This is a genomic window from Methylocystis parvus, assembly GCF_049675845.1.
Taxonomy (GTDB): Bacteria; Pseudomonadota; Alphaproteobacteria; order Rhizobiales; family Beijerinckiaceae; genus Methylocystis; species Methylocystis parvus_A.
Window position 1 is genome coordinate 2177501 of record NZ_CP187161.1, and the last position, 25000, is coordinate 2202500.

Annotated in this window: 16 protein-coding genes, 5 tRNA genes, 2 rRNA genes and 2 pseudogenes; 9 read left to right on the forward strand and 16 right to left on the reverse strand. The window is 59.5% G+C overall.

What is annotated here, in order from left to right; all coding sequences use genetic code 11:
* Positions 1 to 442 precede the first annotated feature (442 nt).
* Positions 443 to 532, reverse strand: a tRNA-Ser gene (locus tag ACPFMJ_RS11320).
* 216 nt (positions 533 to 748) lie between these two features.
* On the opposite strand from ACPFMJ_RS11320, the gene ACPFMJ_RS11325 reads away from it, so the two are divergent.
* Both ACPFMJ_RS11325 and ACPFMJ_RS11330 read left to right on the forward strand, forming a co-directional pair.
* Positions 749 to 838, forward strand: a tRNA-Ser gene (locus ACPFMJ_RS11325).
* Between the two features lie 412 nt (positions 839 to 1250).
* Positions 1251 to 2084 (forward strand): hypothetical protein, encoded by an 834-nt coding sequence (locus ACPFMJ_RS11330; protein ID WP_424360134.1) that lies wholly within the window; start codon positions 1251 to 1253, stop codon positions 2082 to 2084.
* 49 nt (positions 2085 to 2133) lie between these two features.
* On the opposite strand, the pseudogene ACPFMJ_RS11335 reads toward ACPFMJ_RS11330, so the two are convergent.
* A pseudogene (locus tag ACPFMJ_RS11335) lies at positions 2134 to 2301 on the reverse strand (hypothetical protein); the annotation flags it as partial.
* The gene (locus ACPFMJ_RS11340) at positions 2237 to 2824 is read right to left on the reverse strand and encodes a hypothetical protein (protein WP_424360135.1); all 588 of its coding nucleotides are present in this window, start codon (positions 2822 to 2824) and stop codon (positions 2237 to 2239) included. The gene ACPFMJ_RS11340 and the pseudogene ACPFMJ_RS11335, both read right to left, overlap by 65 nt.
* An 863-nt stretch (positions 2825 to 3687) precedes the next feature.
* Between ACPFMJ_RS11340 and ACPFMJ_RS11345 the strand changes: the two genes are divergently transcribed.
* Positions 3688 to 4677, forward strand: coding sequence for a hypothetical protein (locus ACPFMJ_RS11345; protein WP_424360136.1), 990 nt, complete (start codon positions 3688 to 3690; stop codon positions 4675 to 4677).
* A gap of 111 nt (positions 4678 to 4788) precedes the next feature.
* Here ACPFMJ_RS11345 and ACPFMJ_RS11350 read toward each other — a convergent pair whose 3' ends face one another.
* The 4 genes from ACPFMJ_RS11350 to ACPFMJ_RS11365 all read right to left on the reverse strand — a co-directional run bounded on the left by ACPFMJ_RS11350 (position 4789) and on the right by ACPFMJ_RS11365 (position 8892).
* Positions 4789 to 6036, reverse strand: a complete 1248-nt coding sequence (locus ACPFMJ_RS11350; protein WP_424360137.1) for an AAA family ATPase — start codon at positions 6034 to 6036, stop codon at positions 4789 to 4791.
* Positions 6033 to 6254 (reverse strand): hypothetical protein, encoded by a 222-nt coding sequence (locus ACPFMJ_RS11355; protein WP_424360138.1) that lies wholly within the window; start codon positions 6252 to 6254, stop codon positions 6033 to 6035. Before ACPFMJ_RS11355 ends, ACPFMJ_RS11350 begins: the two co-directional genes overlap by 4 nt.
* 535 nt (positions 6255 to 6789) lie before the next feature.
* A complete protein-coding gene (locus ACPFMJ_RS11360) occupies positions 6790 to 7506 on the reverse strand; it encodes a hypothetical protein (RefSeq protein ID WP_424360139.1) in 717 nt (238 codons plus the stop codon).
* Between the two features lie 171 nt (positions 7507 to 7677).
* Positions 7678 to 8892 (reverse strand): tyrosine-type recombinase/integrase, encoded by a 1215-nt coding sequence (locus tag ACPFMJ_RS11365; protein ID WP_424360140.1) that lies wholly within the window; start codon positions 8890 to 8892, stop codon positions 7678 to 7680.
* A gap of 435 nt (positions 8893 to 9327) precedes the next feature.
* Here ACPFMJ_RS11365 and ACPFMJ_RS11370 point away from each other — a divergent pair, with 435 nt between their 5' ends.
* The 4 genes and pseudogenes from ACPFMJ_RS11370 to rfbD all read left to right on the forward strand — a co-directional run bounded on the left by ACPFMJ_RS11370 (position 9328) and on the right by rfbD (position 13036).
* Positions 9328 to 9732, forward strand: a complete 405-nt coding sequence (locus tag ACPFMJ_RS11370; protein WP_424360141.1) for a hypothetical protein — start codon at positions 9328 to 9330, stop codon at positions 9730 to 9732.
* 119 nt (positions 9733 to 9851) lie between these two features.
* Complete coding sequence (locus ACPFMJ_RS11375) at positions 9852 to 10298, forward strand: hypothetical protein (protein WP_424360142.1); 447 nt, start codon at positions 9852 to 9854, stop codon at positions 10296 to 10298.
* Between the two features lie 426 nt (positions 10299 to 10724).
* A pseudogene (locus ACPFMJ_RS11380) lies at positions 10725 to 12031 on the forward strand (UDP-glucose dehydrogenase family protein).
* Between the two features lie 114 nt (positions 12032 to 12145).
* The gene (gene rfbD / locus ACPFMJ_RS11385; protein WP_424360143.1) at positions 12146 to 13036 is read left to right on the forward strand and encodes a dTDP-4-dehydrorhamnose reductase; all 891 of its coding nucleotides are present in this window, start codon (positions 12146 to 12148) and stop codon (positions 13034 to 13036) included.
* Here rfbD and ACPFMJ_RS11390 read toward each other — a convergent pair whose 3' ends face one another.
* Positions 13037 to 15472 carry a rhamnan synthesis F family protein gene (locus ACPFMJ_RS11390; protein ID WP_424360144.1) on the reverse strand — a complete coding sequence of 812 codons (2436 nt, stop codon included), beginning with the start codon at positions 15470 to 15472 and terminating at the stop codon, positions 13037 to 13039.
* Between the two features lie 113 nt (positions 15473 to 15585).
* Here ACPFMJ_RS11390 and ACPFMJ_RS11395 point away from each other — a divergent pair, with 113 nt between their 5' ends.
* Together ACPFMJ_RS11395 and ACPFMJ_RS11400 are read left to right on the forward strand one after the other, a co-directional pair.
* A complete protein-coding gene (locus ACPFMJ_RS11395) occupies positions 15586 to 16239 on the forward strand; it encodes an ABC transporter ATP-binding protein (protein ID WP_424360145.1) in 654 nt (217 codons plus the stop codon).
* The gene (locus tag ACPFMJ_RS11400) at positions 16232 to 17497 is read left to right on the forward strand and encodes a hypothetical protein (RefSeq protein ID WP_424360146.1); all 1266 of its coding nucleotides are present in this window, start codon (positions 16232 to 16234) and stop codon (positions 17495 to 17497) included. Before ACPFMJ_RS11395 ends, ACPFMJ_RS11400 begins: the two co-directional genes overlap by 8 nt.
* Positions 17498 to 17552: 55 nt before the next feature.
* On the opposite strand, the gene ACPFMJ_RS11405 is transcribed toward ACPFMJ_RS11400, so the two are convergent.
* The 8 genes from ACPFMJ_RS11405 to ACPFMJ_RS11440 all read right to left on the reverse strand — a co-directional run bounded on the left by ACPFMJ_RS11405 (position 17553) and on the right by ACPFMJ_RS11440 (position 24903).
* Complete coding sequence (locus ACPFMJ_RS11405; RefSeq protein WP_424360147.1) at positions 17553 to 18806, reverse strand: hypothetical protein; 1254 nt, start codon at positions 18804 to 18806, stop codon at positions 17553 to 17555.
* Positions 18807 to 18944: 138 nt separating this feature from the next.
* Positions 18945 to 20918, reverse strand: coding sequence for a glycosyltransferase family 2 protein (locus ACPFMJ_RS11410; protein WP_424360148.1), 1974 nt, complete (start codon positions 20916 to 20918; stop codon positions 18945 to 18947).
* Positions 20919 to 21152: 234 nt separating this feature from the next.
* A tRNA-Met gene (locus ACPFMJ_RS11415) sits at positions 21153 to 21229 on the reverse strand.
* An 87-nt stretch (positions 21230 to 21316) separates the two neighbouring features.
* A 5S ribosomal RNA gene (rrf, locus tag ACPFMJ_RS11420) occupies positions 21317 to 21432 on the reverse strand.
* Between the two features lie 73 nt (positions 21433 to 21505).
* A 23S ribosomal RNA gene (locus ACPFMJ_RS11425) occupies positions 21506 to 24347 on the reverse strand.
* A gap of 67 nt (positions 24348 to 24414) precedes the next feature.
* Complete coding sequence (locus ACPFMJ_RS11430; protein WP_424360133.1) at positions 24415 to 24684, reverse strand: hypothetical protein; 270 nt, start codon at positions 24682 to 24684, stop codon at positions 24415 to 24417.
* Positions 24685 to 24726: 42 nt separating this feature from the next.
* Positions 24727 to 24802, reverse strand: a tRNA-Ala gene (locus tag ACPFMJ_RS11435).
* 24 nt (positions 24803 to 24826) lie between these two features.
* Positions 24827 to 24903, reverse strand: a tRNA-Ile gene (locus tag ACPFMJ_RS11440).
* Positions 24904 to 25000: the final 97 nt, after the last annotated feature.

The following is a 25000-nucleotide window of genomic DNA, read 5'->3' on the forward strand; positions in this document are numbered from 1 at the left end:
TTACGGAGCCGTGTTCACCATTTTATGGGTCCGGGCCCTTGAGCAGCAGGCCCTCGCTTTAGCAACTGGCGCGGGCAGAACGCTTCTTGCGCGGCCACTATCGGCTGCTCGTTAGAGAAGGCAGAGGCGGAATGAACGAGCGGGGTTCTGTCCCTTTGGCGACGGGCGTAGGGTCTGGCCCCGGCCATAGGTTCTGGGAAAGATCTCCGGCAAGCCGTCGCAACTGCGTTAGGAATGCATCAAAGACTTTGGCTCACCCGTCTCGGCCTTCGTCAAGGGGTATTTCCGCCTCACTCGACGCAACGGCTGAAGGCGCGATCCTGGGTCCAATTCGAGCTAATAACTAACTTGTAAAGTCCTACGGAAAATATGGGGCGAATTGGCGGATAAGCCACCCACCCGCCAAAAATACCCTTACATTCCAAAGCTTTATGAAGATACCTGGCGGAGGGGGCGGGATTCGAACCCGCGATACGGTTTCCCGCATACACACTTTCCAGGCGTGCGCCTTCAACCACTCGGCCACCCCTCCGTTGGCGCGCAATATATTCATGACGGCCAAGAACGCAAATGCGAAGGCCAAATAAAAATGCGCGGCCCGCCTTTTCTGAAAAATCGCCCAAAATCCGGGGAAAAGAAAATGATAGCGCCCCCCGCGTCGATCCGCGCTTGATCCAAAGCCGCCCGCCATGCTAATGGCGGCGCACCACGAAGCTTTTGGCCCTTACGGGCCGAATCGGCGCGCTGCGGAGAGGTGGCTGAGTGGTTGAAAGCACCGCACTCGAAATGCGGCATACGGGCAACCGTATCGGGGGTTCAAATCCCTCCCTCTCCGCCATCACCTTCAACTAGACCATTGATTTTAATGGATTAGCGAATTTTAGCTTTAGACCAGTCTTACAATCAGTCTTACAGACGGGATTTGTGACCGTCCGCTCGCGCGTCACTTTCCCATTCCGCTCGCACGGTGCTGTGACCAATCCGGCCGCACGTCAACGGGGCGTGAGCCGCAAGCGGTGCACCGAAATCGATGCCGTAGCGAGGGCACTTCAAGGGAAGCCGGAAGGGCAGATACATCGATGCTGATTCGACGCCCGCAGGCACAAGCGGCATCTACCGCCTCTATTCCGAGGCTGCGCATGTTTGCGAGGTCCATGGCGGGACCAGCGTATCGGGAGGGCACTCGATACCCCTGTTTGCAATGCGCCTGAGTGTATCTTAGTTTGGGCTTGGTTCCCGAAACTTAGCTAATGAAAATGTCACGAATCCGCTTTCCTCGCTGCATTGCCGTTTCATCAACTTTGGCCGCCGGCTGGCTTTCTGTCGCGCTTCCAGCGTCCGTAGAAGCGCAGGAAGACGCCTCCATTTTCTTCGATAATTACGTGAAGCCTCATCTTACGGCATACGGCTCCTGTGCGAAGCAGCATATCGCTCAAATCGCACAGAAAGAACCAGCAAGCTCATTCGACAGAATCGAGATATCCTTGCGGCCTGCTTGCGGTATCCACATTGACAGAGCGCGCGCAGCTCTCGCTCAAGCGGGCTTAGATAAGAACCAGATTAACGGGATCATTCGTGCGGCCTACAACGGCATCCAACCAGAACTTCGGTCGTTGTATGATCAGACCGCATCCTATGAACGGCAGCGGCGCCAAGCCGAGCGAGAAGAGGCCGCGCGCGCGCAGCGAGCGCAAGAAGCCGAACTAGCCCGGCAGCAGCAGGCCAAAGAAGCGGATCAAGAACGCGATAAACTGCTAAAGGAGGCGGCGAACGAGCACAACGCGTGCCTGCTAAACCAAATGAAAGAAATTGTTCCGTTCTCAAACGAGAGCGCTGAGACTTTGGCGCAAGTAATCATAACGAAGTGTGCCGAGTCTGAGAAAAAATACGTAAGTTTGGGCGTCGCATTCTACGGCGGCTCTAAATCTGAAATGCAAAAGATTGTTAAGGATGCCGTGGACGAACGTAAAAAACACATCGTCGCCGATATCGTTACATTCCGAGCAAGCGTCACAAAAGAGCTAATGACCCAGCCAAAGTCAAACTCAGACGTGAGCCAAACAAAGCCAGCCAATGGCATCTGACCAGGTTTGTATGCAAGCAAGCCATTCGCTGTAATCGTAGCAAGTGCCCTCAAACCACTTCCGACAGCCGCCTTATCTCGCGGAGTATTTCCGCAAACTCTCGCCGCTCCGCAAGCGCGGTAGCCGCGTAGCGTCCGTGCGTAAGTGCGTTCCTATTTCCTTTGGGCGCGCCGGGCGATTTCCCCCCGTGCATTCGGCAGCGCCCGTTCATCATCGCCGGTGACTGGCAAGCACTCTCCGTCCGTGTCTTTGCCCCGCAGCGCGGGGAAAGGTGCATCGCCAATCTGCTTTGCATGGGGTTGTCCCTCGATTTTTGCCGCAGCCCCTCCCCCCGGTTCCACGACGCCAACGACAGCCCGCCCGCCCGCATGCACGTGGACGTGTTCGACCGTCACCTTTTGCTGCCCCTTCCCACGATGGCGGTTGAGCGCCTCCAGGAGGGTCGCATAGGTGCGGGAAAGCTTGTTCGCTTGATTGAGACTCTCGCGGCGTCCCTCAAAGGTTTGCTCTTGGAGCATGGCGCGTCGAAAGCACTCCATCGTGGCGCTATGGGCCGCAATCAACTGCACGGCGATCATGCCTTCGAGCTCGTCCTTCGGACCAATAGCGGCGAGGCCCTCAAAGCAGCCTTGGATCAACTGCTGCCGAAACCCCTCATCGGCGTAATTTGTCCATTGGGCCTTGGCGATTTGATTGATGAGCACATTGTTCCACGCATCCGAGGTGGAACCGCCGAACATGCGAAGTTCACCCCGTTGGTTTTCCGGGGCGCTAACAGGGACAGGCCGCGTTGAATTTGCCACGTTACCAGCTCGCCAAGCGAATTTGCGCAGGTATTATAATACCTGCAAACAAAAGTGAAGCTGTCGCGCCCAAAACAGCCGGGGCAATTAAAGGAACATAAAAGAAACGTCCGACGCGAGACACTACCCCGGCTCTTGAACGGCATTCAGGCGGCCTAGGGAGCGCGCTGAGTGGGGCTAAGGAATGTTTAGGGGACATTAAGCCTAATTTTTTGTGAGCCACTGAGGGGCTCGCAAAAGGTCGCCCATTGACTCGGCTGTTCCGATTTGAGATATTTTGGTCGTGAGGTTAACAGCCCCACAAACGCAAAGAGCCAGGGTTGCAGCCCTGGCTCCTAGCGTTCACCGCAACTGCCCTGATAAAGCTTGCGGCGATCTCGAACACACGCGCATGGTACGAGCGCGCGAGCACGCATGTCAAGCCTTCTCAGGGTCACATTAAGGGACCCTCCTTATGAGAAGCCAAGCACCCTGCCACAAATTGACCTTTGAAGAGGCCGTCGAGATTCATCTTCGCTTGATGAATGGCGAAAAGCAGTCTCGCGTCCTTCAAGATTATGACGTCAACCAGGGTCGGATCAGCGAGGTCAATACCGGGAAGCTCCATCCCGGCGCGAAAGACGAAGCGCTCCGCCGACGCTTCAATTCCTAAGACTCGACGGCCCGCGGAAGCGGGCCGTTTTCATATTGTTGGGACTTCACTAGGTGCGTACATGCAGTCAAACTTAAATCTCGCCGGTTCGCCAGTGCGTAGTTCGACGCAATTCGAGGGGGAGAGCTCCGCCGGATATGAGGGTGTCTTGAAGGTTCGTTTAGGACATAGTGCGAACGGCAGTGTTCTTGTTCCCGAGCAATTCTTTATTGAGCGTAGCGGGTGGTGGTTTTATCAGCCCAGCTTCTTTGGTCCGCCGATATTAGGCTTTGATATTGAACCGAACACCCACGTTGCGAGGTTCAACCTTGATATTGGAGGCCCACGCGAGACTGAACTCACTCGCGTGATTTCCACCGTTCGCTCCGATGGGCTGCTAAAGCGCTTTGACGACGGAGTCCAACTTTATCGCTGTCGTGTTGAGGGCCCCGAGTCGCTCGTCCATCAATCTGCGGGAAGAGCGCGGCCATTGCCGGACGGAGATTTCGCGCTGGAGCTATTTCATATTACGAACGGCAGCGCGGCCGCAGGCATACGCAAAAGTGGGGAGTTCTGGAGCTCAGGCTGGAACCTCCAAGGCACTCGCAAGCTAGCAAATGTTGCCTACGTGTATCTGACCAGCCTTCCCGAGGTGCTTGCAGAGGACGACCTGCGCCGTATCGCGATGGCATCCGACGGTGTGATCCACTTCCAGACGACATCCGATAGGGACCGCGAAAAGATTCTTGCGATGACGGTTTATCGCGAAAACACCACTGGTCGCACCGAGAGCCTGCCTGTCGTTGTACCCGCCGCTCATATTGCTCCGCCACATTTATTGCTCCATCGCACCGCAACAGAGGCCTACTACGAGGTGGTGGGACCCGAGATTTACCGTATCGGCTTGCAGCCTGGCGCATCGCTTCCCTATGTCGGAGGCGAGGCGATCGCTGTAGCTGATACCTTGAAGCGCTTCAGCTATATCATCCTGGGGCACGCGGCTGAGATCGAGGGCTTGGCAGCTCCTTACGATGAGGAAGAGACTAAGCAAGTCATGCATCTTGAGGCCCTCAAGGAACAGACCTTCTTCGACTTCTGGCGACAGAACGCCAACAGTGATCAAATAACCGGGCGGATTTTCGAGGTGCGCAGGTTTTAATGGTCTGACTACGACGGCTTAAAAATTCATGCGGCTGCTTCGCCGCGAGCCCTATAGATGCTCATAGACGCTCAACTCATTTTGTTGGGCGTCTATGAGCTTCTTTGAGCATCAATGGCCCGGCAGCCTCCATTCCCACGAGCCATCGCTGCCGTAGCCAACCCGTGTCGAGACGATCCCCAGCGCCTTCTGCGCCCGCCTGACAGCCGCCCAAGAGAGCCCCGAGCCTTCCGCGTGCGCTCGCACCTCCGTTGCAGCCATCGGCCCTTCGGCTAGTAGCGCCCGAAGGAATTCGGCGGCAGAGGCGACGGCGCTTCCCTCACGTCCGCCGCCGCCTTCGGCTTCCTGGAGAACCTCGCGCGCCGTTCCCTCTATCCTCTCGCCCCACTGGACGCAGGAAGCAGAAAGGCCCGGATGCGCTTCAAGATCGACTTGGCGCAGATCATAGACATAGCCGCCATCGTCCGGGCCGATGTTGCTCTTTGCTCGCATGAACACGCGAGACGGCGGCCCGTCTTCGTCTTCCGCCGGGACTTTGGCCGCGACCAAAACAATGCGCGCCAGCGCCCCGAAGGCGAGACTTCCGGTAATGCGCTCCGTCGGCTCACGCCCAGCCGTTCCCTTGCTGAAGTGGGTTATGCCGACCAGCGCCGCCCCGGCCCCTGAGGCAAGAACGACTAGGGGTTGCAGAGCGCGTCTGACTTCTGCGTTTTTGTGGCTGTCGCCAGCTATGGCGCTAACCAGCGGATCGACAATCAGCATGGACGCGCCGCCTGCAGAAGCGATGGCGCTGCGCAGCGGCTCGATATCCTTCGACGGATCGAACGCTCTCACTTTCCCTGCGTCGAGAACGTCACCGACGAAGAACACACGCGACATGTCCGCTCCCGCCGCGATTAAGCGGGGGGTTAGCGTATCTGCCGGATCGTCTTCGCCAGACCAAATGACGACATTGCCGACATCCGATTGCGAGCCATCCGGCCAGACGCCGCCGGTCGAGATGATCGCCCCGAGACTTCCCGCGATGGTCGTTTTGCCAGCGCCGGGCGCGCCGCCGAGCACGTGACACTTACCGGCGGCAAGCCACCCCTCCCAAAGCCAATCAATCGGCTCCGGGGTTATCGAAGACCCTTGGATCAGCCGCACGGCGGGCGGTTGCGTCGGGGCTGGGGAAGCCACCGCTATGGCAGGCGATGGCGTCTCTTGATCTTTGCGCTCGCGGGAGGACGTTTGCGCGGGCGTGTCATTCGCCGTCCGCTTTCGATAGTCGCGGGCTTGCTCTGCAAACCAGTCGTCACGACGCTCTTGCGTCCATGACGAGAAGTCAGGCGGAGCGATGGGGGAGCGAGCTTCCATCATTCTGCGCCCCCGTCTTTGAGGCCCGGAACCACGTCGCGCCACGTCTCGATTGCGGCCAGCAGCGCCCGGCGCAGCCGCCAGAGATCAGCCTCCACGGCAGCCAGATCGGCGGCGCAGGCAGACACAGCCAGGCACGTCGCGAGAGAGACCATCGTGTGAGCGACTTCCGACACGAAGTCGAGAGCGAGCAGGAGACGATCTTGATCTTTCGTCATCATGCGCCCTCCCGGTCACCGAAGACGAAAGGCGCGAGCCCCTTCGCCATTCCAGGCGCGATCCCGCAACGGCGGGCGAGATAGGCAACGCGACGCCCGGCAAGGTCTATGACGACATCGCCCGCGCAGTCGCCTAGCATTTGAAAGTCTGAGATGCGGGTGCTAATCTCGGAAGCATTCGCCACCACAGCGATACATTTCCGAGCCCGGTCGTCCCCAGCGGCCGGGCTTCTTCGTTGAGGCTTGCTTATCAACGCAGGCCCTCCGAAGCGATGCGAATAGCTTCAGCATGCGGGACAAGGACGCGCCCGCCGATGCGGATGGTCCTAATCTTTCCGAGCCCAGCATATTTCCAGAAAGTGCTGTTCGAAATGCGATGCGCCTCGCAAAACTCGCGCACTCGCCACGCTTGCCGATCCTTCGGCGCTTCAATCTCCCTAGCGGGATCAACGGCTTTTCCTGACATTCGAAATATCTCCGCCCTTAGCTTCGATAATTCGAATTTGGCCGTTCAGTCCCTTCAGCGATAACGCGAATATCAAATTTTTCTTTTTTTGAATCCGCGTAGAGGATATCGCGACTCCCACTCTCTGAGCGGTTCGCGCAATGCGCGCGAAAACCCTTCAATATTTTGACGCGACGCCCCTTTTTCACGTAATTCAGGTGGAACCTGCATCATTGCTGCAAACGCAAATTCGGCGAAGCGAGACTGTTTCGAACTTTCATATCTATTTCCGCCGTGAACCTCGGCGGCCGTAGGCTTCTCTCCGACAATTTGCCAGTAGAGTTCCGCCATGATCTTTACGAAGCCTCCCCACGGAGGGCGGGTGCCCCGGCTGATTTTCTTGTCAGTCACAAGTCGCTGGCGCACGACATCGGCACCTTCGACAAAGGCTTCTAAAAGGTGATCAAACGCCTCGCGTGAAAAGCGCTTTCCTCGCCCGTACATGAATTCGTCGTTTATTCGCTCTACGCAACCAATAAAATAACCAGTGGCGGGGCTGTCCTGTCGAAATTCTTGGAGCAATTGCTTGGCAACTTTTGAAAGGCGATCAGCACGCTTTAGGAGCGCATCGTCGCCGCCGCTCCAAGTTGGCGCATACTCTTCTACCGCCCTCCACTCGGCGTAATCCGATAAGGCGCGTGTAATTCTTAGGCGGTAATCATCCGATAATTGCGTTCCAACTGCGCTTTCGAGCAAGACCCAATCAGGGCTTATTGGAGCAACCGTCACTCCCTGGGAACTGCCCGGCATCCTTATAGTTACGCCCCCTCCCGCGCCATTAGGTCTTTCAAATAAGACGTGCGGGTATATTTCAGAGTGCCGTCCCATTCACGCGCATCCGCGAGCATCGGAGGAACCTCGGGAAACCGGGCGATGCGCCCCGGCTTGTCGGATGGCCGTCCTATCCCGAGGCAACCGTCATCAGGCCGACGCGCGGTCTGATTTTTTGAAAGCAACGATATTCGCGCCGCCGTTTGGCTCGCAAAACTGCGCCCAAGCCTCCATCAGCGCCCGGCGCTTTTCCAGCGCATCGCCGCGACGATAGGCTTGCTCTGCTTTGTCGCCAACGACATGGGAAAGAGCGGCTTCTGCAACCTCGCGCGGGAAAGGCGTCTCGTTTCCAGCCCAATCCCGGAACGCGCTGCGGAAACCGTGAACCGTCACGCCTCGCGCATTCATCCGGCGCAAGACCATTTCCATCGCCATATTCGAAAGCGGCTTGCCGTCGCGCTGGCCGGGGAAGACATATTCGCCGGTCTTTGCCGTTGAAAGTTTTTCAAGCATCGTCATCGCGCGCGTTGAAAGCGGAATGCGATGCGGGCGGCCGGGCTTCGTCCGCTCTGCCGGGACCGTCCAGACCTTCAACGCAAAGTCGATTTCAGACCAGCGCGCGCCAAGAACCTCATTTGTCCGCGTCGCCGTCAGGATGCACAATTCCAGCGCCATCGCCGCCAAGGCCTCTCGCTCCCGCAATTGCGCGACGAAGGCAGGCAGATCGGCATAGGCCATCGCCGCATGATGGCCGCGCGTGAGCTTTCCGCGCTTGGGTAAGAGGTGCGAAAGATGGCCGCGCCATGCCGCCGGGTTTTCTCCCGTGCGATGGCCTTGCGCCTTGGCCGCGTCGAGAACTGCCTCGATACGTCCCCGCAGTCGGGAGGCCGTCTCGGGCTTCTCCAGCCATATCGGCTTCAAGACGGCTAGAACGCTCTCCGTGTCGATTTCATCCACGGGCTTGGCGCGCAGGGGCGCGCCATAGTCCCGCAGGGTCATAACCCATTGTGCCCGGTGCTTCGGATTGCGCCACTCAGACGCCTTGCTCTCAATGAGCGCGTCCGCCATCGCGCCAAAGGTCGGTTTCCCCGCCTTGGCCTTCTGAGCCTCCCGCCGCGCCTCGATGGGGTTTTCCCCGCCTACGAGGGTCCGCCGGGCTTCGTCCCGCAGGCGACGGGCTTCCGCAAGGGACACAGCGTCCGCAGGTCCAAGGCCCATCTCTGTGACCTTCCCCTGCCAAGTGAACCGGAAGACCCATTTGCGCGCCCCGGTGGCCGCGACAACCAGCCAAAGCCCCGCCCCGTCGCCGTAGCGTCCGGGCTTCGTCGTTTCGGCCTTTCGCGCCGTCAATTTCCCGCTGGCCATGTCCGCCTCGCAATCCGGTCTTACAATAAGTCTTACATTTCGACACGGATTCTAGCGAACAATCCCGGATTAGGAAACACAAGTCTCGCGTGAAAGCCTCAGAAAATAAGGGTTATCGCACACAACCAAAAATCGTCTCGAATGATAGTTCGGCGGACTCCATCTCCGCCATTCCCCTTCCCATATCGCCCTTCCGCTCAACCGGATTTTCCGTGCGCGCCTGATCCGCGCGCTATCGCGTCGCAACCCGAACCTTTCGCGCTATGGACGAAATCGTCCGAACCGCCTCTAGCGTGAGCAGCGGCGTCAGCGCGATGGTCCAATTTTACCGCGAGGGATAGACGCTTGCCGCGCTAGTTCTAAGTGGCGGTACTTACAGCCACGCGCGACGGGGCCAGACTATTGGCGCCGCTTGCGTCAGAGCAGGAGGCCAAGATGCGGCACATCATCAATTTGCGGACGGCCCTTTCCGTTTGCATCCTCTCGGCGGCGGCGGCGCCGATGAGCGCTTTCGCCGGCGTCATGCCGGTGACGGACAAGGCGGCGATCAGCCTTCAGGCGCAGACGGACGCCGTCGACTGGCGTCGCTATTCCCACCGCCACCATCGCTGGCATCCCGGCTGGCATTGGGGCCGCGGCCCGGGCATGCATTATGCGCGCTGGGGTCGCTCCGCCTATTGGGGCTATGCGGGCTCGCCCTATTGCGGCTATGGCGCGGGCGCGTGGGGCTACAATCCTGCGGGCGGGCTGCTCGGCGCGGCGACCGGCGTCGCGGCGGCGCCTCTCTGGGCGGCGGGAGCGGCCGCCGACGCCGTCACCGCGCCCTTCTTTGGCTGGTGAACCCAATCACAAGGAAGCGCGCGGCCCGGCCGCGCGTTTTCATTCGGCTCCCGTCGCAAGGAACCCCGCCCTCGGATGGCAAGTTTGGGAGGCGGTCTCTCTTCAAAGGCGGTGCAAAGATGGAACGTCGACCGATCGATCAAATCGCCCGGACCGCACGCGTTGCGCGGGCCGATTGTCCAGACTGGATGTTGCGCCGTCAAAGGCTGGAGCGGCTTGCCGGCCTGATCGAAACGGCGGAAAAGCCTGTCCGCCTGTTCATCACGATGGAATGCTATGCGAAGCAGGAGCGCCTCGCGCTCCGCCATGACGGATCGCCTCTCACCATCGCCTTCCGGGATCCGCTGTTTCGTCAGGAAGGTCTTACCGGCGACAGCGTGAGAGAGGGCATGACTTTCTTTCGTCTCTCGCTGCGCGAAGCGCATGCGTTGCTGTGCGATTGCGGCTATGGCGGCGTCATGCGCATGGGCGCTTCTCTGAACAATCTCGTCGCCGCGCGGGCGCGAGGCCTCGCCGCGAAGCGCAGCTTCGCTGAATGGCGCGACCGTCTCGCCGCATGGCTTTGAGCCGTGGGCGACGCTTGCCGACCGACAGGCGCAGCCGCTGGCGGCGCGCCTGTTGAAGCGGCCTTTCAAGCAACGCTCGAATATATTGCGGCGCTCATCTCGAGATCAGCGCTCGAAAAGGCAACTTTAAACCGGCGTCAATGGCGGCCTATCATGTCGACCGCATGACATGGCGCACGCGCCTCGGTCGACGGCCTTCCTGCCAAAAATGCTCATAACATTTTGATATTATGTAATATACAGCGATCCACCCGCGAGGCGGGCGCGCCTTCCAGGCGGCGCCGCCTTCCACAAAAAACTTCCCCCAGGCGATTTCGGACCTCCTGATCGCGCGGCAACATTGACAAACAGCTTCACGAAATCGATTGAAAGCGCGCCAAGGGCGCATCTGACCGGATCGCGCGCACGCAAAAGGAATTCGCTTCGATGAAAATCACGATGATCGGCTCTGGATATGTGGGCCTGGTGTCTGGCGCGTGCTTTGCGGATTTCGGTCATGAGGTCATTTGCGTGGATTCCGACGCCTCCAAGATCGAGCGCCTCGAGCGCGGTGAGATCCCGATCTACGAGCCGGGCCTCGACGAGCTCGTCGCGAACAATGTCCGCCAGAATCGCCTGTCCTTCACCACCGACCTCGCGCCCGCCGTCGCCGGCGCGGACGCTGTGTTCATCGGCGTCGGCACGCCGTCGCGCCGCGGCGACGGCCATGCCGATCTTTCTTATGTCTTCGCCGCCGCCAAGACGATCGCGCAATCGCTGGGCGACAAGTTCACGGTCGTCGTCAACAAATCCACCGTACCTGTGGGCACGGGCGACGAGGTCGAGCGCATCATTCGAGAGGTGAATCCGAAGGCGAATTTCGCGGTCGTCTCCAACCCGGAATTCCTGCGCGAGGGCGCGGCGATCGAAGACTTCAAGCGGCCGGACCGCGTCGTCATCGGCGTCGAGGACCCGCGCGCCCGCGACGTGATGGAGGAGGTCTATCGCCCGCTCTCGCTCAACGCCCCGCCGCTGGTCTTCGTCGGCCGCCGCACTTCCGAGCTGACCAAATATGCGGCGAACGCGTTTCTGGCGACCAAGATCACCTTCATCAACGAGATCGCCGATCTTTGCGAGAAGGTCGGCGCGGACGTTCAGGACGTCGCGCGCGGCATCGGTCTCGACAAGCGCATCGGCGGCAAATTCCTGCATGCGGGACCGGGCTATGGCGGCTCCTGCTTCCCCAAGGACACGCTGGCGCTGATCAAGACAGGCCAGGACGAGGGCTCGAGTCTGCGCATCGTCGAGACGGTCGTCGCCGTAAACGACGCGCGCAAGCGGGCCATGGCGCGCAAGATCATCGTGGCGCTGGGCGGCTCCGTGCGCGGCAAGAAGATCGCGCTGCTGGGCCTCGCCTTCAAACCCAATACGGACGACATGCGCGACGCGCCCTCGCTCGCCATCGTCGCCTCGCTCGCGGGCGACGGCGCGAGGTGCACGCCTATGATCCCGAGAGCATGGAGCAGGCGCGGCCGCTGATGCCGGAAGTCGTCTTCCACGACGACGCCTATTCGGCGATCGACGGCGCCGACGCGGTCGCGATCGTCACCGAATGGGACGCCTTCCGCGCCCTCGATCTCGATCGGGTGAAAAGCCTGCTCAAGCAGCCGATCATGATCGACATGCGCAACGTCTACCGCCCGGCCGACGTGCGCAAACGCGGCTTCACCTATATCAGCGTCGGCCGCAAGTAAGCGGCCCGCAGGCATTCGCGCGGCGCCTTCCTCGAGGGCGCCGCCTCCTTGCCGTTCCCCGCCGCCGCGACCTACAATCCTGTTTCCTTAGGAGGAAGCAACGGAGGCGCGGCCATGACGCTTCGACTCGCCGTCACCGGGCTGAAGGGCCAGGTCGTCAGCGCGCTCATCGAGCGGGCGCCGAGCGATGTGGAAATCACCGCGCTGGGCCGCCCGCAGCTCGATCTCGGCCTCCGCCACGCCGTGCTCGCCAATCTGCGCCACACGGGCTGCGACGCCATCGTCAACGCCGCCGCCTACACCGCCGTGGATAAGGCCGAAAGCGAGCCGGACGTCGCCATGCGCGTCAATGGCGAAGGCGCCGGCCATGTGGCCGAGGCGGCTGCTGAACTGAAAGTTCCGCTGCTGCATCTCTCGACCGACTATGTTTTCGACGGGACGTCCCACCGCCCCTATCGCGAGGACGATCCCACCGGCCCGACCGGCGCCTATGGCCGCTCCAAGCTCGCAGGCGAACAGAAGATCGCGGCGATCCACGGCAACCACGCCATCCTGCGCACGGCCTGGGTCTACAGTCCGTTCGGCGCTAATTTCGTGAAGACCATGCTTCGCCTTGGCGAGACGCGCGAGGAAATCAGCGTCGTCGCGGATCAGATCGGCAATCCGACCAACGCCATCGACATCGCCGACGCGCTGCTTGTTCTTGCCAGGCGTCTCGTGGCCGATCCCTCGCCCGAGTTGCGGGGCGTCTTCAATCTCACGGGAACGGGCGAAGCGAGCTGGGCGGATCTCGCCGAGGCGACCTTTTCGATCGCCGAGAAGGCCGGGCGCGGACCGGTGCGGGTCAAACGCATTGCGACGGCCGATTACCCGACGCCCGCGCGACGCCCCGCCAATTCCCGCCTCGACAACTCGAAACTGCGCGCCCGCTATGGCCTCGCTCTACCGCACTGGCGAGAGTCGCTGGAAATCTGCGTGCCCCGTCTCCTGCAGACGCGAGAATAATCAGGCCCGAAGCGCGCGCAGCCTTTCAGCGAAGAGCGCAACGTCGAAAACCTGCACCCCCTCGAGACCCGGCGCCCGCGGCGTCGCGCGTGGGACGACCTCGCCAATGCGAGGCTCCATCGCGGCGACCGCCGATTCGATTGCGTCCGCGAGCGCGGCCGGCTCCAGCAAATCCAGCGAGACAATATTGTCGAACCGGCTGGTGAGATTCTTGCCCTCGAAATGATTGGTGATGGTCAGCAGGCCGGCCTCCGCCATTTCGAGCGGCGGATAGCTTGGATGCGGGGAGAGCATGAGCGAAACGCCGACGCTCGCGCAGCTGAGATAGCTCGCATAGTCCGTGAGGCTCACTTTTCCGCCGACAGAGGCGTTCATCACCGGATAGACGAGCGTCTCCGGGAATTCCTCGCCCAGGAAGAGAATGCGCCAGCGGCTCGCGCGGATCGGATCGCGCTGCTGCCAGCGGAAAAGCCCGTCGCAGATGAGCTCGAAGGCGTTTCGAGTCACATGCGGGCGGCCATAGACGAGCAGCAACCGCTCGCGGGGCGCTGGCTGGAGAGCCGTGAAAATCTGCGCGTTCATCGCGTAAGGGATGCAATAGGCCTCCCTGAACGCGTATTTTCCGCACATGACCTCGTAGAGTTCTTCGGAATTGATCACGGCGATGGTGCGGTCGCCGTGGCGATAGGTTGATTCGGCCAGCGCGTAACGCGAGCTGCGGCCATGGAAATAGGGCTCGTCGTCCTGCACGAGATAGACGAAGGGCAGTTCCCGGCCGAAAAGCCGCGCGCGGTCGCGTTCGACGTCGAGGGCGAAGAGCGCCGTCCACCAGGCGGTGGCGATGAAAATATCGCCGGCGCGCAGATCGAGCCGGCTGCCATCGCGTTCATAGGCGTCCACCAGAAGTCGGCGACCGACGTCCAGACTCGCCGCGTGGGGAACGGCTTCATAGTCGGGGAGGCTCTCGTAGGCCTCCGGCTCGATATCGGCGTCGGTCGCGATGATGCGCCGGTCGTAATCCTCGCCCAAAGCGTCCGCCACCGCGGTGAAGAGCTTCATTGCCGTGGCGACGCCGCCGAAGATCTGGTGTGGATTGACGGTGGGCGTCAGCAGATTGAGGCGGGGGCGCGGATTGCGCGAGGGATAAGACAGAAGCGGCTTGATTTCGACGATGCCACGATCCTGCGGACGCAGGCCGTTGTCGACGCTGCCCAGGCAGGGCTGGAACACCTTCAACCGATGAAGCGGCAAATCATCCGGGCCGTTAACGGTCAGCAGCGTGTTTTGCATCGGATAAAGATCGCGCCGGGCGACCTTGAGCCATTCGAAGCCATTCGATTCCGCCACCATCAGCAGCACGCGCTCGATGGCGTGCGCCAGCGTGCCGTCGACATGCCCGCCCTCCTCGGGGAAATCCTCGAACCCGATATCGAGGTCGAGCAGCGGACGAAAGGCGGCGCTGCGACCCCAGAACATCGAGCCGGAAGGGAATTCCAGAACCATGTTCTTGTCGATCCCCACGCCCATCCGCTTCATCAATGCGCGGGCGAGATCGTAGTCGTAGCCCCAATTGAGAATCCCGCGCAGCTCGAAAAGATGCTGCGGAAAGACAACGCCCACCTTCGAGTCATCGAAAAGCGCCAGGATGGACCGGACGATCTCGGGCGAACCGAGAAGGTGGTCCATCAGATAGTCGCGCCAGCGGGCGAGTTCCGCCCCGCCATGAGGCGAGCGCTTGGTGTGCAGATGCAAGAAGAGATCGTAATTTTCATAGACGTCGCGAAAGCCGAAAAATTTCGCGGCGATGTCCCGGCCGCGATTAGGCGTGACGCGAATTTCGACCCGCCCCTTGGCCCAGTCTCGCGTCGCCTCCTCGACCGCCCGCCGCTTCTCATCCGTGTTCGTCGACAGGAAGAGATCGACAGAGCCGGGAATATTGTCGAGCTTCTCCAGAACGAGCGGCAGGATTTCCGGATAGAAGGCGTGAATAATCGCGGCGATCGGCCCCTTCGGCGCGGGAGCCGGGTCGAACGCGAAAGGGATTTCAAGGGCGAAATCCATTTCATTCGCCGGGCGGCGGGAGGGCACGACCCCGTCGGGCTTGGTCAGCTCGTAAGTGTAGTAATAGCTGATGGCCCGCTCTCGCAGCGGATCGTTGACCGGATTGCGGCGGCGGCCGAGCGGCGGATCGTAAGTCGCCGCGGTCTGGCGGAGAATCGCGCCGATCGTCGCGCGCAGACCGTGCTCCTTGAGGAAATGCGGGCCGTCGGTCAGCACGTCGCGGGGGGCGAGAAAAACGCCAACGGGCGAATCAATGAGTTTCGCCGCCTCGCGCATCGCCGCGCCATAGAGGGCGACGGGGCCGCGCGTGGCCAGGATGACATAACCATTGCGGAGATGCCGGCGCACCGCCTGAAAAGTCGTTTCCTGTCTCATGCAACCTGTCTACCCAGCTCTGGCGGACATGACCAGCGACGCGCCCGCGCGGTCATCGATTAGCCAGAAAGAACGCCTACGAGCAGACGCCGAAGCCGCGACCGACATTGGACATGATCGAACTCCAAGACGTTTATAAGTATTACAAATCGAACGGGCATCGAAAGATCGTCCTCAACCACATCAGCCTCGATTTCCAGGCGGGGCGCAGCTACGGCATTCTGGGCGTCAACGGCGCCGGAAAGTCGACGCTCGTGCGCATTCTTGCGGGAACAGAGCTGCCAAACGGCGGTCGGGTGCGCAGAAATGTGCGGGTGTCCTGGCCGCTGGGCTTTACGGGCGGCCTTCACCCCAAGCTCACCGGGCGGGAGAATGTTAAATTCATCTCCCGGGTCTATGGTCAGGATCCGCGCAAGATCATCAGCTTCGTGGAGGATTTCGCGGAGGTCGGCGCTTATATGGACGTGTCCATCATGACCTACTCTTCCGGTATGATCGCGCGCCTCGCCTTCGGTCTCTCCATGGCGATCGACTTCGACTGCTATCTCATCGACGAGGTGACGGCCGTCGGGGACGCGCGCTTCGCCGCCAGATGCCGGGAAGAGTTCGATAGCCGCAGAAAGAAGGCCGACATCATCATGGTGTCCCACGCGATGCAGACCATCAAGGATTATTGCGACCGCGGCATCGTTCTTGCCGGCGGTCAAATGCATGTCTTCCGCGAGGTCAACGACGCAATCGAACTATACAAGAAGCTCAATGCCTGACCCCGCCATTCAGAATCAGGTCGCGTTCCCCCGGCCGCACGACGCAATCGCTCCGGAGGACGCAGCCCTCGTCGCCAAGAGCATCTCCCGCGCCCTGAAACGCGCGGCAAACCGGTCGCGCGCCCCCTCAAGCGTGATCGCCGGGGGCGGATACGCCGTCCGGCGCGGCGAGCGGGCGTTTCAGAAGGGCTTGCTGGCGAGCTTCTTTGCTTGCGTCGTGGCCCCGATCATTGTCGCATCCGTCTATTGGGGTCTCATCGCCAGCAAGCAATATCTCACCGACGCCAAATTCGCGCTGCACGGCTCGGAGAACTCCTTCGCGGCGCTCGGCGTCAGCGGCGGCGACGAAAAGCAGATGCAGGATTCCCAGGTCATCACCAAATATATTCTGGGCCGCTCGATCGTGCTGACGCTGGACAAGGACATAGATCTGCGGGGGAAATTTTCACGCCCGGGCGTCGACTATTTTTCCCGGTTCGACGCGGAAGATCCGATCGAGAACCTGGAAAAATATTGGAAGAAGAGGGTTGACGCCAGTGTCGACCTGATGTCGGGAATCATATCGGTCCAGGTACGCGCCTTCACTCCTGAAGACTCGCTCGCCATCACGCAGAAGATCATCGAACTCTCCGAAAAGCTCGTGAACGAGTTGTCCACGCGCTCCCGCCGCGATGCGCTGGAGCAGGCGCGATCGGAGCTCGATAGGGCCGAAGAAAAGTTGAAGGTCGCCACCGCGCATATGCGCGACGCACGCAACGCCGAGGGCGTCATCGACGCGTCGGCGGCGGCCGAGGCGATCAACAAGATCATCGTAAAGCTACGGCTCGATCTCGCAAACGCACAGGAAAGCCTGGCGTTGCAGTCGAGCGCTTTCGCCACGGAGTCCCCGCAGGTGCGATTGCTCAATGCGCGGGTCGAAAGCCTCAAGAAGCAAATCGCAGACTATTCCGCGCAAATCGCCAGCACGGAGAACAGTTCGTCGCTCGCTGGCCATGCGGGCGTTCTCTCCGAGCGGCAGACCGAACTCGCCCTCGCTCAGCAGCAATATGCGCTTTCTTCGTCGGCTTATGAAAGCGCCCGCATCGATCTCGAGCGGCAGCGGACGTACCTCATCCCCTTCCTGCGTCCGACTCTTGCCGAAAAGTCCGTTTACCCGCGCCGTTGGCTGGAATGGGCGATCATCGTCGCGCCCGCCGTGTTCGGTTGGGTTCTGCTCGTCGGCGTCGCCTTTCTGGTGCGCGATCACATGGTCAAGTAGCTCGGCCAAGTCCAGAAACGCGATGGTTGAAAAGGCTGCCCGGGGCCTGCTTTTCTCAGGTCATCTGATCCTGGATGCTGGCGGTGATCAACGCCCCCACCGCCCAGATCACCAGAAGAGTAAAGAATAGCAGGACCGTATTGCCGAAAACGCGAGGATAGGTGGCGGACTCCGGCAGGATGGGCGCGACGACCGTCACGAGATAGAGCTGCTGCCTTTGCAGGTCCTGACGCGCGGTCTCATAGGCAGACTGCGTGATGGCGTAGAGGCTCGCGGCGAATTGCTCCTCGAGCTTCAGCCTTTCATAGGAGGAAATCTGCGCCGAGACCACGTCGTCGGCCTGGTTGTCCGTCAACTTCTTCTTGAGGTCGGCGATCTGCTGGTCGATGGCCGCAAGCTTCGTCCGCTGCAGGCGCTGGCTCGGCGAGTCGCTGGACAGGGTGGTGGAGAAAGTCGACAGCATGTTGACGATCTCGATGCGCTCCAGCGTTAGCTTCGCAATCATCTCGCTCAGGCTCCCGGCGCGCGAACCAGGGTCGATGATGAAATTCTGGTTGCGGAACTGCAGAAGCTTTTCTCGCGCATCCGCCAGTTTCTGGCGGGCGAGCGACACCTCATTGTCCGCGCGCGCAAGCGCGTCGCTGCGATTGCGCAAGGTGATCCTGTTGACCAGATCCTCGCTGAGCCGCACGATGTCGTTTGCCAGATCCAGAGCGTCCTGCGGCTGAAACGCATCGACGCGGAAAACGAGAATCCCCGAGATCGTATCGACGCTGGCGGAAAGATGCTCCAGCCAATATTTCCAGAGCTCTTCGAGATCTGCGCCCTTGGAGAGACGGGAAAAATAGTCGGCCCCCGGCGGCGCGAATTTGCGCTCGAGATAGGCGCGTCCGCCGAGATCGACGAGAATGGCGCGGCTCTTGATGTAATTCAGGACCATGAAGGAGTTCTGCGAGTCCCTCGACCCAGAAGACCCGCCCGTCATCCTGGCCGTCATGGACGCCGCGTCTCCGAGCTTGGGCTGCTCTTTCTTTTGCGCCTCGCGCACAGTCAGGCGCGTTTCAGCGACGTAACGATCCGACTGCCAAAGCGAAGCATATAGAAGGTAGACGATCGTCGGCGCTACCACGACGATAAAAAAGCTTTTGCGCAGCCATCCCCCACCGGCTGCCATGGTCGACAAGGCCTCCGAGACCATGTCGACGCCCTGCGACAAGACGGGAAGCCGGCGTTTGAGATCGTCGCCAATGTGGTTTGACAGGCTACGGCGCAAACGTTCGGGCGCGAGCGCCTTTTGCGTCGCGCGCATCCATCCCTTTGGGATCGGAGGTCTCGAAGGCTCCTGCTTTTTCATATGCCTTCAGTCGGCGCACTTTGTGCGGAAATCCAAACGCTCAGATGCAGCACGCTCAAAATAGTCGCGGCGGCGCCGGGGCGCAAGCCGAGCTCAGGGGAGCATCTCCGTATAAGCGTAAAGTGAAAGAGCCGGGTGAAAATAGGGATCGTCCCGGATGACCGCGCGCCAACGTTCGACGAAGAACCGCCGTTCGCGTTCATAAACCTGCTGCAATCGCAGACCGCCGCCGCGGCTCGCCGATTGATGATGAATAAGCACGACCTGCGAATGACAGATCGTGCGCCATCCGCGCTCGCCAAGACGCAGGCAAAGATCGACGTCATTAAGATCGACTGGAAGATTCTCCTCGTCGAATCGTCCGACGGCGTCAAATTTCTTTCGCGCGACCATCAGGCAGGCGCCGGTGACCGCGGAAACCTCATGCGGCGCGAGATTGCGTCCCATCCAGCCGGGGGCGTTTTCATCCAGACCCGCTCCGAAATGTCCCGCGACGCCGCCCATGCCGAGCAGCACCCCCACATGTTGCACCTTTCGATTCGGGTAAAGAAGCTTCGCGCCGACAGCGCCGATATCCGATCGAGTCGCAAAATACAGCAACCGCTCGATCCAGTCGGGCGTGACGATCTGCGTATCATTGTTGAGAAAAAGCAGATACTCGCCGGTCGAGGCTTCTGCCCCCGCATTCGAGAGGGCTGAAAAATTAAAGGAGCCGGGAACCCGGATTATTTTTACCCGGTCATATTTCACGGAGAGCTCATTCATGAGCTGCAGCGTGCCGGGTTCGACGCTGTCATTATCTATAATGAGGACGTCGAAATTCGAATAGGTTGTCTTTTCGAATAGGCTGCCCACGCAGGCGCGCAGGAGGTCCGCCTTGTCGCGCGTTGGGATCACGATGCTGACGGCCGGGCGCGTCGTGCAATGAACAGCGTCCCGTGTCGGCAAGTAGTGTGAAATACGCGACTGGAGTTTAAAAAGCAGCGAACGGACCGCCCCCACCTCGTTTGGCGACAGACGGGCGACGATTCGATTGACGATCTCCTCCGCTTTCAGTGAAGGCCAGTTTGCTTCGTCATCGAGCAAGCTTGCGCGAAAGGCCGCGGCCCGCCCAACATAGCGCGCGCCTTCTTGAAGAGTCGGGCTCCACCCAGGTTTGAACACGGGTATTTCTTCGCCATCATCTCCTTGGCGAATCTCGTCGGCATATGCGCAGCGGTGTTCGGGGCGCGCTGCGAAGTGGGCGGCAAAGGAGGAGAGTGCGTGTTCAACGAGAACATCGCCGGCGTTCAGACATAAGATGAACCCGTTGGCATGGAATGAAGTCTGCGCGGTTCCTTCGAAATCCGGCTTTGCGTCCCAGATAGATTTTCGTGCGGCCGCGGCGGAGTCGAGTGATTCACCCAGAAGATATGCTCGTCTTTTCTTCCAAGACTGACTCTCGACCGACGCGCAGGTCATATCGATCTGGGCGGCCGATGCGCCCGTCACATCTATAAGAATCTTGAAACAATCGCGTCCCGACGGCGGCTCTTTGACCGAGATATAAAAGCCTGGCGCGGCGGGAGCGACCAAATCAACGGATCGAAGAGGCGAACTTCCAAGAGCCCATCTCCAGTTGAGCGTCGCTTCGTCCGTCAGCTTCACCCAGCCGGCTGCAAGGGCGAAAAACGCTCGCTTGGGAGATTGAAACAGGCGTCGAAGGAGAGACAAGCGAGGAGCCGGTCGCGGCTCGGAAACCCAAAATCTGAAGGGCCCGATGCGATTGGTCGGGCTGATCCAGATTTCGGTGCATTCCCGCGGCACACGGCCGATCCATTTCGCGGCGCCCTGTACGGGCGCCGGGAGGATATGGTCCTGATACTTCTCGGCTCCTAGCCAAAAGCGTAGGAGCGGCCTCACGGGTGCGGCGGCAGTTTCAGCGCGATAGACGATTTCGATAAATCGTGTCCTTCCGAAAAGGGAAGCCGCTTGGATTGCCAGCCAGGGCTCCTGGGTCAGGGCGATGTATGCATCGCCCTCGACGATAATGTCTTTCCGGGGTTCGAGACACGCGGGGCGTTCCAAAAGTCGAGACGTTTTAGACGACAACATTGCCCCTGGGTCGCGTCCGGCAGGAATGCGGGCTTGAATATATCGAGCCCAGCCGCGCTGACAGACAGAAACATCGCGAAAATCAGTTGGGATCGCACCGGCACCTAGCCGAATGTTACAGCGACAGCGCGCAGCTGGTCAACGCCAACCGACATAACGGCGTCAGCGCGTCGTTCTATTGCGTCTGATAAAGCGGTTTTTCATCCTTGGATGCGGGGGTAGGATTTGAACCTACGACCTTCAGGTTATGAGCCTGACGAGCTACCGGGCTGCTCCACCCCGCGTCAAGGACGGACGCTAAAAAGCGCCGCGAGTTTTGCGGCGCTTTTTGAGTTTGGATCGGAAGAGGTTTTTTTTGATGTGTTTGGCAGGCCTGGCGACGACCTACTCTCCCAGGTCTTGAGACATAGTACCATTGGCGCTGAAGCGTTTGACGGCCGAGTTCGGGATGGGATCGGGTCTGATCGCTTCGCCGAAGGCCACCAGGCCGGCGAAACACATCGAAGCAAATGGATTTTTCTATTTCATCACGTTTGTGTGATGGGCGTTGATAAATGAGAGTGATCAAGCCGATCGAGCTATTAGTACCGGTAAGCTCCATGCGTTGCCGCACTTCCACACCCGGCCTATCAACGTGGTCGTCTTCCACGGCTCTCGAGGGAGAACTCGTTTTGAGGTGGGTTTCCCGCTTAGATGCATTCAGCGGTTATCCCGTCCATACATAGCTACCCTGCACTGCGGCTGGCGCCACAACAGGTCCACCAGAGGTATGTTCATCCCGGTCCTCTCGTACTAGGGACAAATCCTCTCAATTCTCCTACACCCACGGCAGATAGGGACCGAACTGTCTCACGACGTTCTGAACCCAGCTCACGTACCACTTTAATCGGCGAACAGCCGAACCCTTGGGACCTTCTCCAGCCCCAGGATGTGATGAGCCGACATCGAGGTGCCAAACAACCCCGTCGATATGGACTCTTGGGGGTTATCAGCCTGTTATCCCCGGCGTACCTTTTATCCGTTGAGCGATGGCCCTTCCACGAGGGACCACCGGATCACTATGACCGACTTTCGTCTCTGCTCGACTTGTCTGTCTCGCAGTCAGGCAGGCTTATGCCATTGCACTCGACGACCGATTTCCGACCGGTCTGAGCCCACCATCGCGCGCCTCCGTTACTCTTTGGGAGGCGACCGCCCCAGTCAAACTGCCTACCATGCATTGTCCCGGGCCCGGATGACGGGTCTCGGTTAGACATCCATGACGATAAGGGTGGTATTTCAAGGGTGGCTCCACCAGAGCTGGCGCCCCGGCTTCAAAGCCTACCACCTATCCTACACATGCCGACACGAATGCCAATGCAAAGTTACAGTAAAGGTGCACGGGGTCTTTCCGTCTGACCGCAGGAACCCCGCATCTTCACGGGGAATTCAATTTCACTGAGCTGACGTTGGAGACAGCGGGGAAGTCATTACGCCATTCGTGCAGGTCGGAACTTACCCGACAAGGAATTTCGCTACCTTAGGACCGTTATATTTACGGCCGCCGTTTACCGGGGCTTCAATTCAGAGCTTGCACTCCTCCTCTTAACCTTCCGGCACCGGGCAGGCGTCAGACCCTATACGTCATCTTGCGATTTCGCAGAGCCCTGTGTTTTTGTTAAACAGTTGCCACCCCCTGGTCTGTGCCCCTCCGACCCGCTTGCGCGAGCCGAAGGCCTCCTTATCCCGAAGTTACGGAGGTAAATTGCCGAGTTCCTTCAACGTCATTCTCTCAAGCGCCTTGGTATACTCTACCAGTCCACCTGTGTCGGTTTCGGGTACGGTCTGATGTGGAGGCTATTTCCTGGCGCAGGTTCACTGCCCGGACAATCCAGTAAGTCCGAACAATTTACCCCACGCGTCACCATCCACTGGCTCACGAATATTAACGTGATTCCCATCGACTACGCCTTTCGGCCTCGCCTTAGGGACCGGCTAACCCTGCGAAGATTAACTTTACGCAGGAACCCTTGGACTTTCGGCGACACTGTCTTTCACAGTGTTTCTCGTTACTCATGTCAGCATTCGCACTTCCGATACCTCCAGGACGGCTCACGCCTATCCCTTCACCAGCTTACGGAACGCTCCGCTACCGCTCACCCTTGCGGATGAACCCAAAGCTTCGGCTCGTGGCTTGAGCCCCGTTACATCTTCGGCGCGAGAACCCTTATTTAGACCAGTGAGCTGTTACGCTTTCTTTAAAGGATGGCTGCTTCTAAGCCAACCTCCTGGTTGTTTTGGGATTCTTACATCCTTTCCCACTTAGCCACGAATTGGGGGCCTTAGCTGTTGGTCTGGGTTGTTTCCCTCTCCACGATGGACGTTAGCACCCACCGTGTGTCTCCCGCATAGTTCTTCCAGGTATTCGGAGTTTGGTTGGGTTTGGTAAGTCTGTGGGACCCCCTAGCCCATCCAGTGCTCTACCCCCTGGAGAATACATGCGAGGCGCTACCTAAATAGCTTTCGCGGAGAACCAGCTATTTCCGAGTTTGGTTGGCCTTTCACCCCTAACCACAAGTCATCCGAGTCTATTTCAACAGACACCGGTTCGGTCCTCCAGTGCATGTTACTGCACCTTCAACCTGCTCATGGCTAGATCACTCGGTTTCGGGTCTAAAGCAACGAACTGAACGCCCTGTTCAGACTCGCTTTCGCTGCGCCTACGCCTATCGGCTTAAGCTTGCTCGTTACTTTAAGTCGCTGACCCATTATACAAAAGGTACGCCGTCACCCTTGCGGGCTCCGACTGTTTGTAGGTATCCGGTTTCAGGGACTGTTTCACTCCCCTCGTCGGGGTGCTTTTCACCTTTCCCTCACGGTACTTGTTCACTATCGGTCGCTGAGGAGTACTTAGGCTTGGAGAGTGGTCTCCCCATGTTCAGACAGGATTGCACGTGTCCCGCCCTACTCGTATCTCTCAATCTTCGAAATCCCTACGGGGCTGTCACCCACTATGGCCCGACTTTCCAGACGGTTCGAGTTGGAAGATCAAAAGCATTGGCCTGGTCCGCGTTCGCTCGCCACTACTAACGGAGTCTCGTTGATGTCCTTTCCTCCGGTTACTTAGATGTTTCAGTTCACCGGGTTCGCTTTTATGACCTATGGATTCAGTCATAAATACCTTCTCATGATCTCTGTTAGTCCAAAGACATGCGCCTCTTTCGAAACGCATGACGTCGCTCCAGCGCTGTGCGCGCCAGACCGAACTCTTCGGAATAACAGAGATCGAAGGTGGGTTTCCCCATTCGGAAATCCGCGGATCAAAGGTTGTTCGCACCTCCCCACGGCTTATCGCAGCGTACCACGTCCTTCATCGCCTCTCAGCGCCAAGGCATCCACCGAATACCCTTAAGGCACTTGATCGCTCTCATTATCAACGCCCACCTCTTTGCGCATAAGCCGATCCAAAAAGTCTTACAACTTTTTGGGCTTATGCGGTCTCGGCAGAGGCCGCTTCGCTTGCGCGATGCGCGGGCGTGATAGAAAGACCATTTGCTTCGAACATATCCGAGAACATCGCGGTCAAGCAGATGCTCACAACTGGCAGCTCGTCTTCTCGAGCGATACGAAGCCCGATCGACCGCACGAATGCAGCCAACCAAACCTCCGCTCGATAAACGATCGGATATGTTTCCTCTTCACGATGACAGACAGCACGCATTCGGCGCAGGGCGCGCAAATGCGAATTCGGTTTATCCAAGGACCCTCGAGCCTAAGCGCATGCGCCGGCAATCTGACCGTCTGGTGGAGCCAGACGGGATCGAACCGACGACCTCATGCTTGCAAAGCACGCGCTCTCCCAACTGAGCTATGGCCCCATATTGGAGACGCCAGCGAAAGAATGGTGGGCCTGGGAAGACTTGAACTTCCGACCTCACGCTTATCAAGCGCGCGCTCTAACCAACTGAGCTACAAGCCCAATTACTGCCCGACGCGCTAGACCTAAATCCAGCGCCCCATTCGGGCGGGCTCGTCCTTGGATAGAAGAAAGAGAAACGAAGACGGCGGTTGTCCCG

What these genes read in the sequence shown, in the direction of transcription:
- ACPFMJ_RS11390 (WP_424360144.1), bottom strand. Translation starts at nt 15,472, where the DNA reads ATGAGACAGGAAACGACTTTTCAGGCGGTGCGCCGGCATCTCCGCAAT.
- ACPFMJ_RS11360 (WP_424360139.1), bottom strand. Translation starts at nt 7,506, where the DNA reads ATGCCGGGCAGTTCCCAGGGAGTGACGGTTGCTCCAATAAGCCCTGAT.
- ACPFMJ_RS11370 (WP_424360141.1), top strand. Translation starts at nt 9,328, where the DNA reads ATGCGGCACATCATCAATTTGCGGACGGCCCTTTCCGTTTGCATCCTC.
- rfbD (WP_424360143.1), top strand. Translation starts at nt 12,146, where the DNA reads ATGACGCTTCGACTCGCCGTCACCGGGCTGAAGGGCCAGGTCGTCAGC.
- ACPFMJ_RS11375 (WP_424360142.1), top strand. Translation starts at nt 9,852, where the DNA reads ATGGAACGTCGACCGATCGATCAAATCGCCCGGACCGCACGCGTTGCG.
- ACPFMJ_RS11400 (WP_424360146.1), top strand. Translation starts at nt 16,232, where the DNA reads ATGCCTGACCCCGCCATTCAGAATCAGGTCGCGTTCCCCCGGCCGCAC.
- ACPFMJ_RS11350 (WP_424360137.1), bottom strand. Translation starts at nt 6,036, where the DNA reads ATGATGGAAGCTCGCTCCCCCATCGCTCCGCCTGACTTCTCGTCATGG.
- ACPFMJ_RS11395 (WP_424360145.1), top strand. Translation starts at nt 15,586, where the DNA reads ATGATCGAACTCCAAGACGTTTATAAGTATTACAAATCGAACGGGCAT.
- ACPFMJ_RS11405 (WP_424360147.1), bottom strand. Translation starts at nt 18,806, where the DNA reads ATGCGCGCGACGCAAAAGGCGCTCGCGCCCGAACGTTTGCGCCGTAGC.
- ACPFMJ_RS11330 (WP_424360134.1), top strand. Translation starts at nt 1,251, where the DNA reads ATGAAAATGTCACGAATCCGCTTTCCTCGCTGCATTGCCGTTTCATCA.
- ACPFMJ_RS11340 (WP_424360135.1), bottom strand. Translation starts at nt 2,824, where the DNA reads ATGTTCGGCGGTTCCACCTCGGATGCGTGGAACAATGTGCTCATCAAT.
- ACPFMJ_RS11365 (WP_424360140.1), bottom strand. Translation starts at nt 8,892, where the DNA reads ATGGCCAGCGGGAAATTGACGGCGCGAAAGGCCGAAACGACGAAGCCC.
- ACPFMJ_RS11355 (WP_424360138.1), bottom strand. Translation starts at nt 6,254, where the DNA reads ATGATGACGAAAGATCAAGATCGTCTCCTGCTCGCTCTCGACTTCGTG.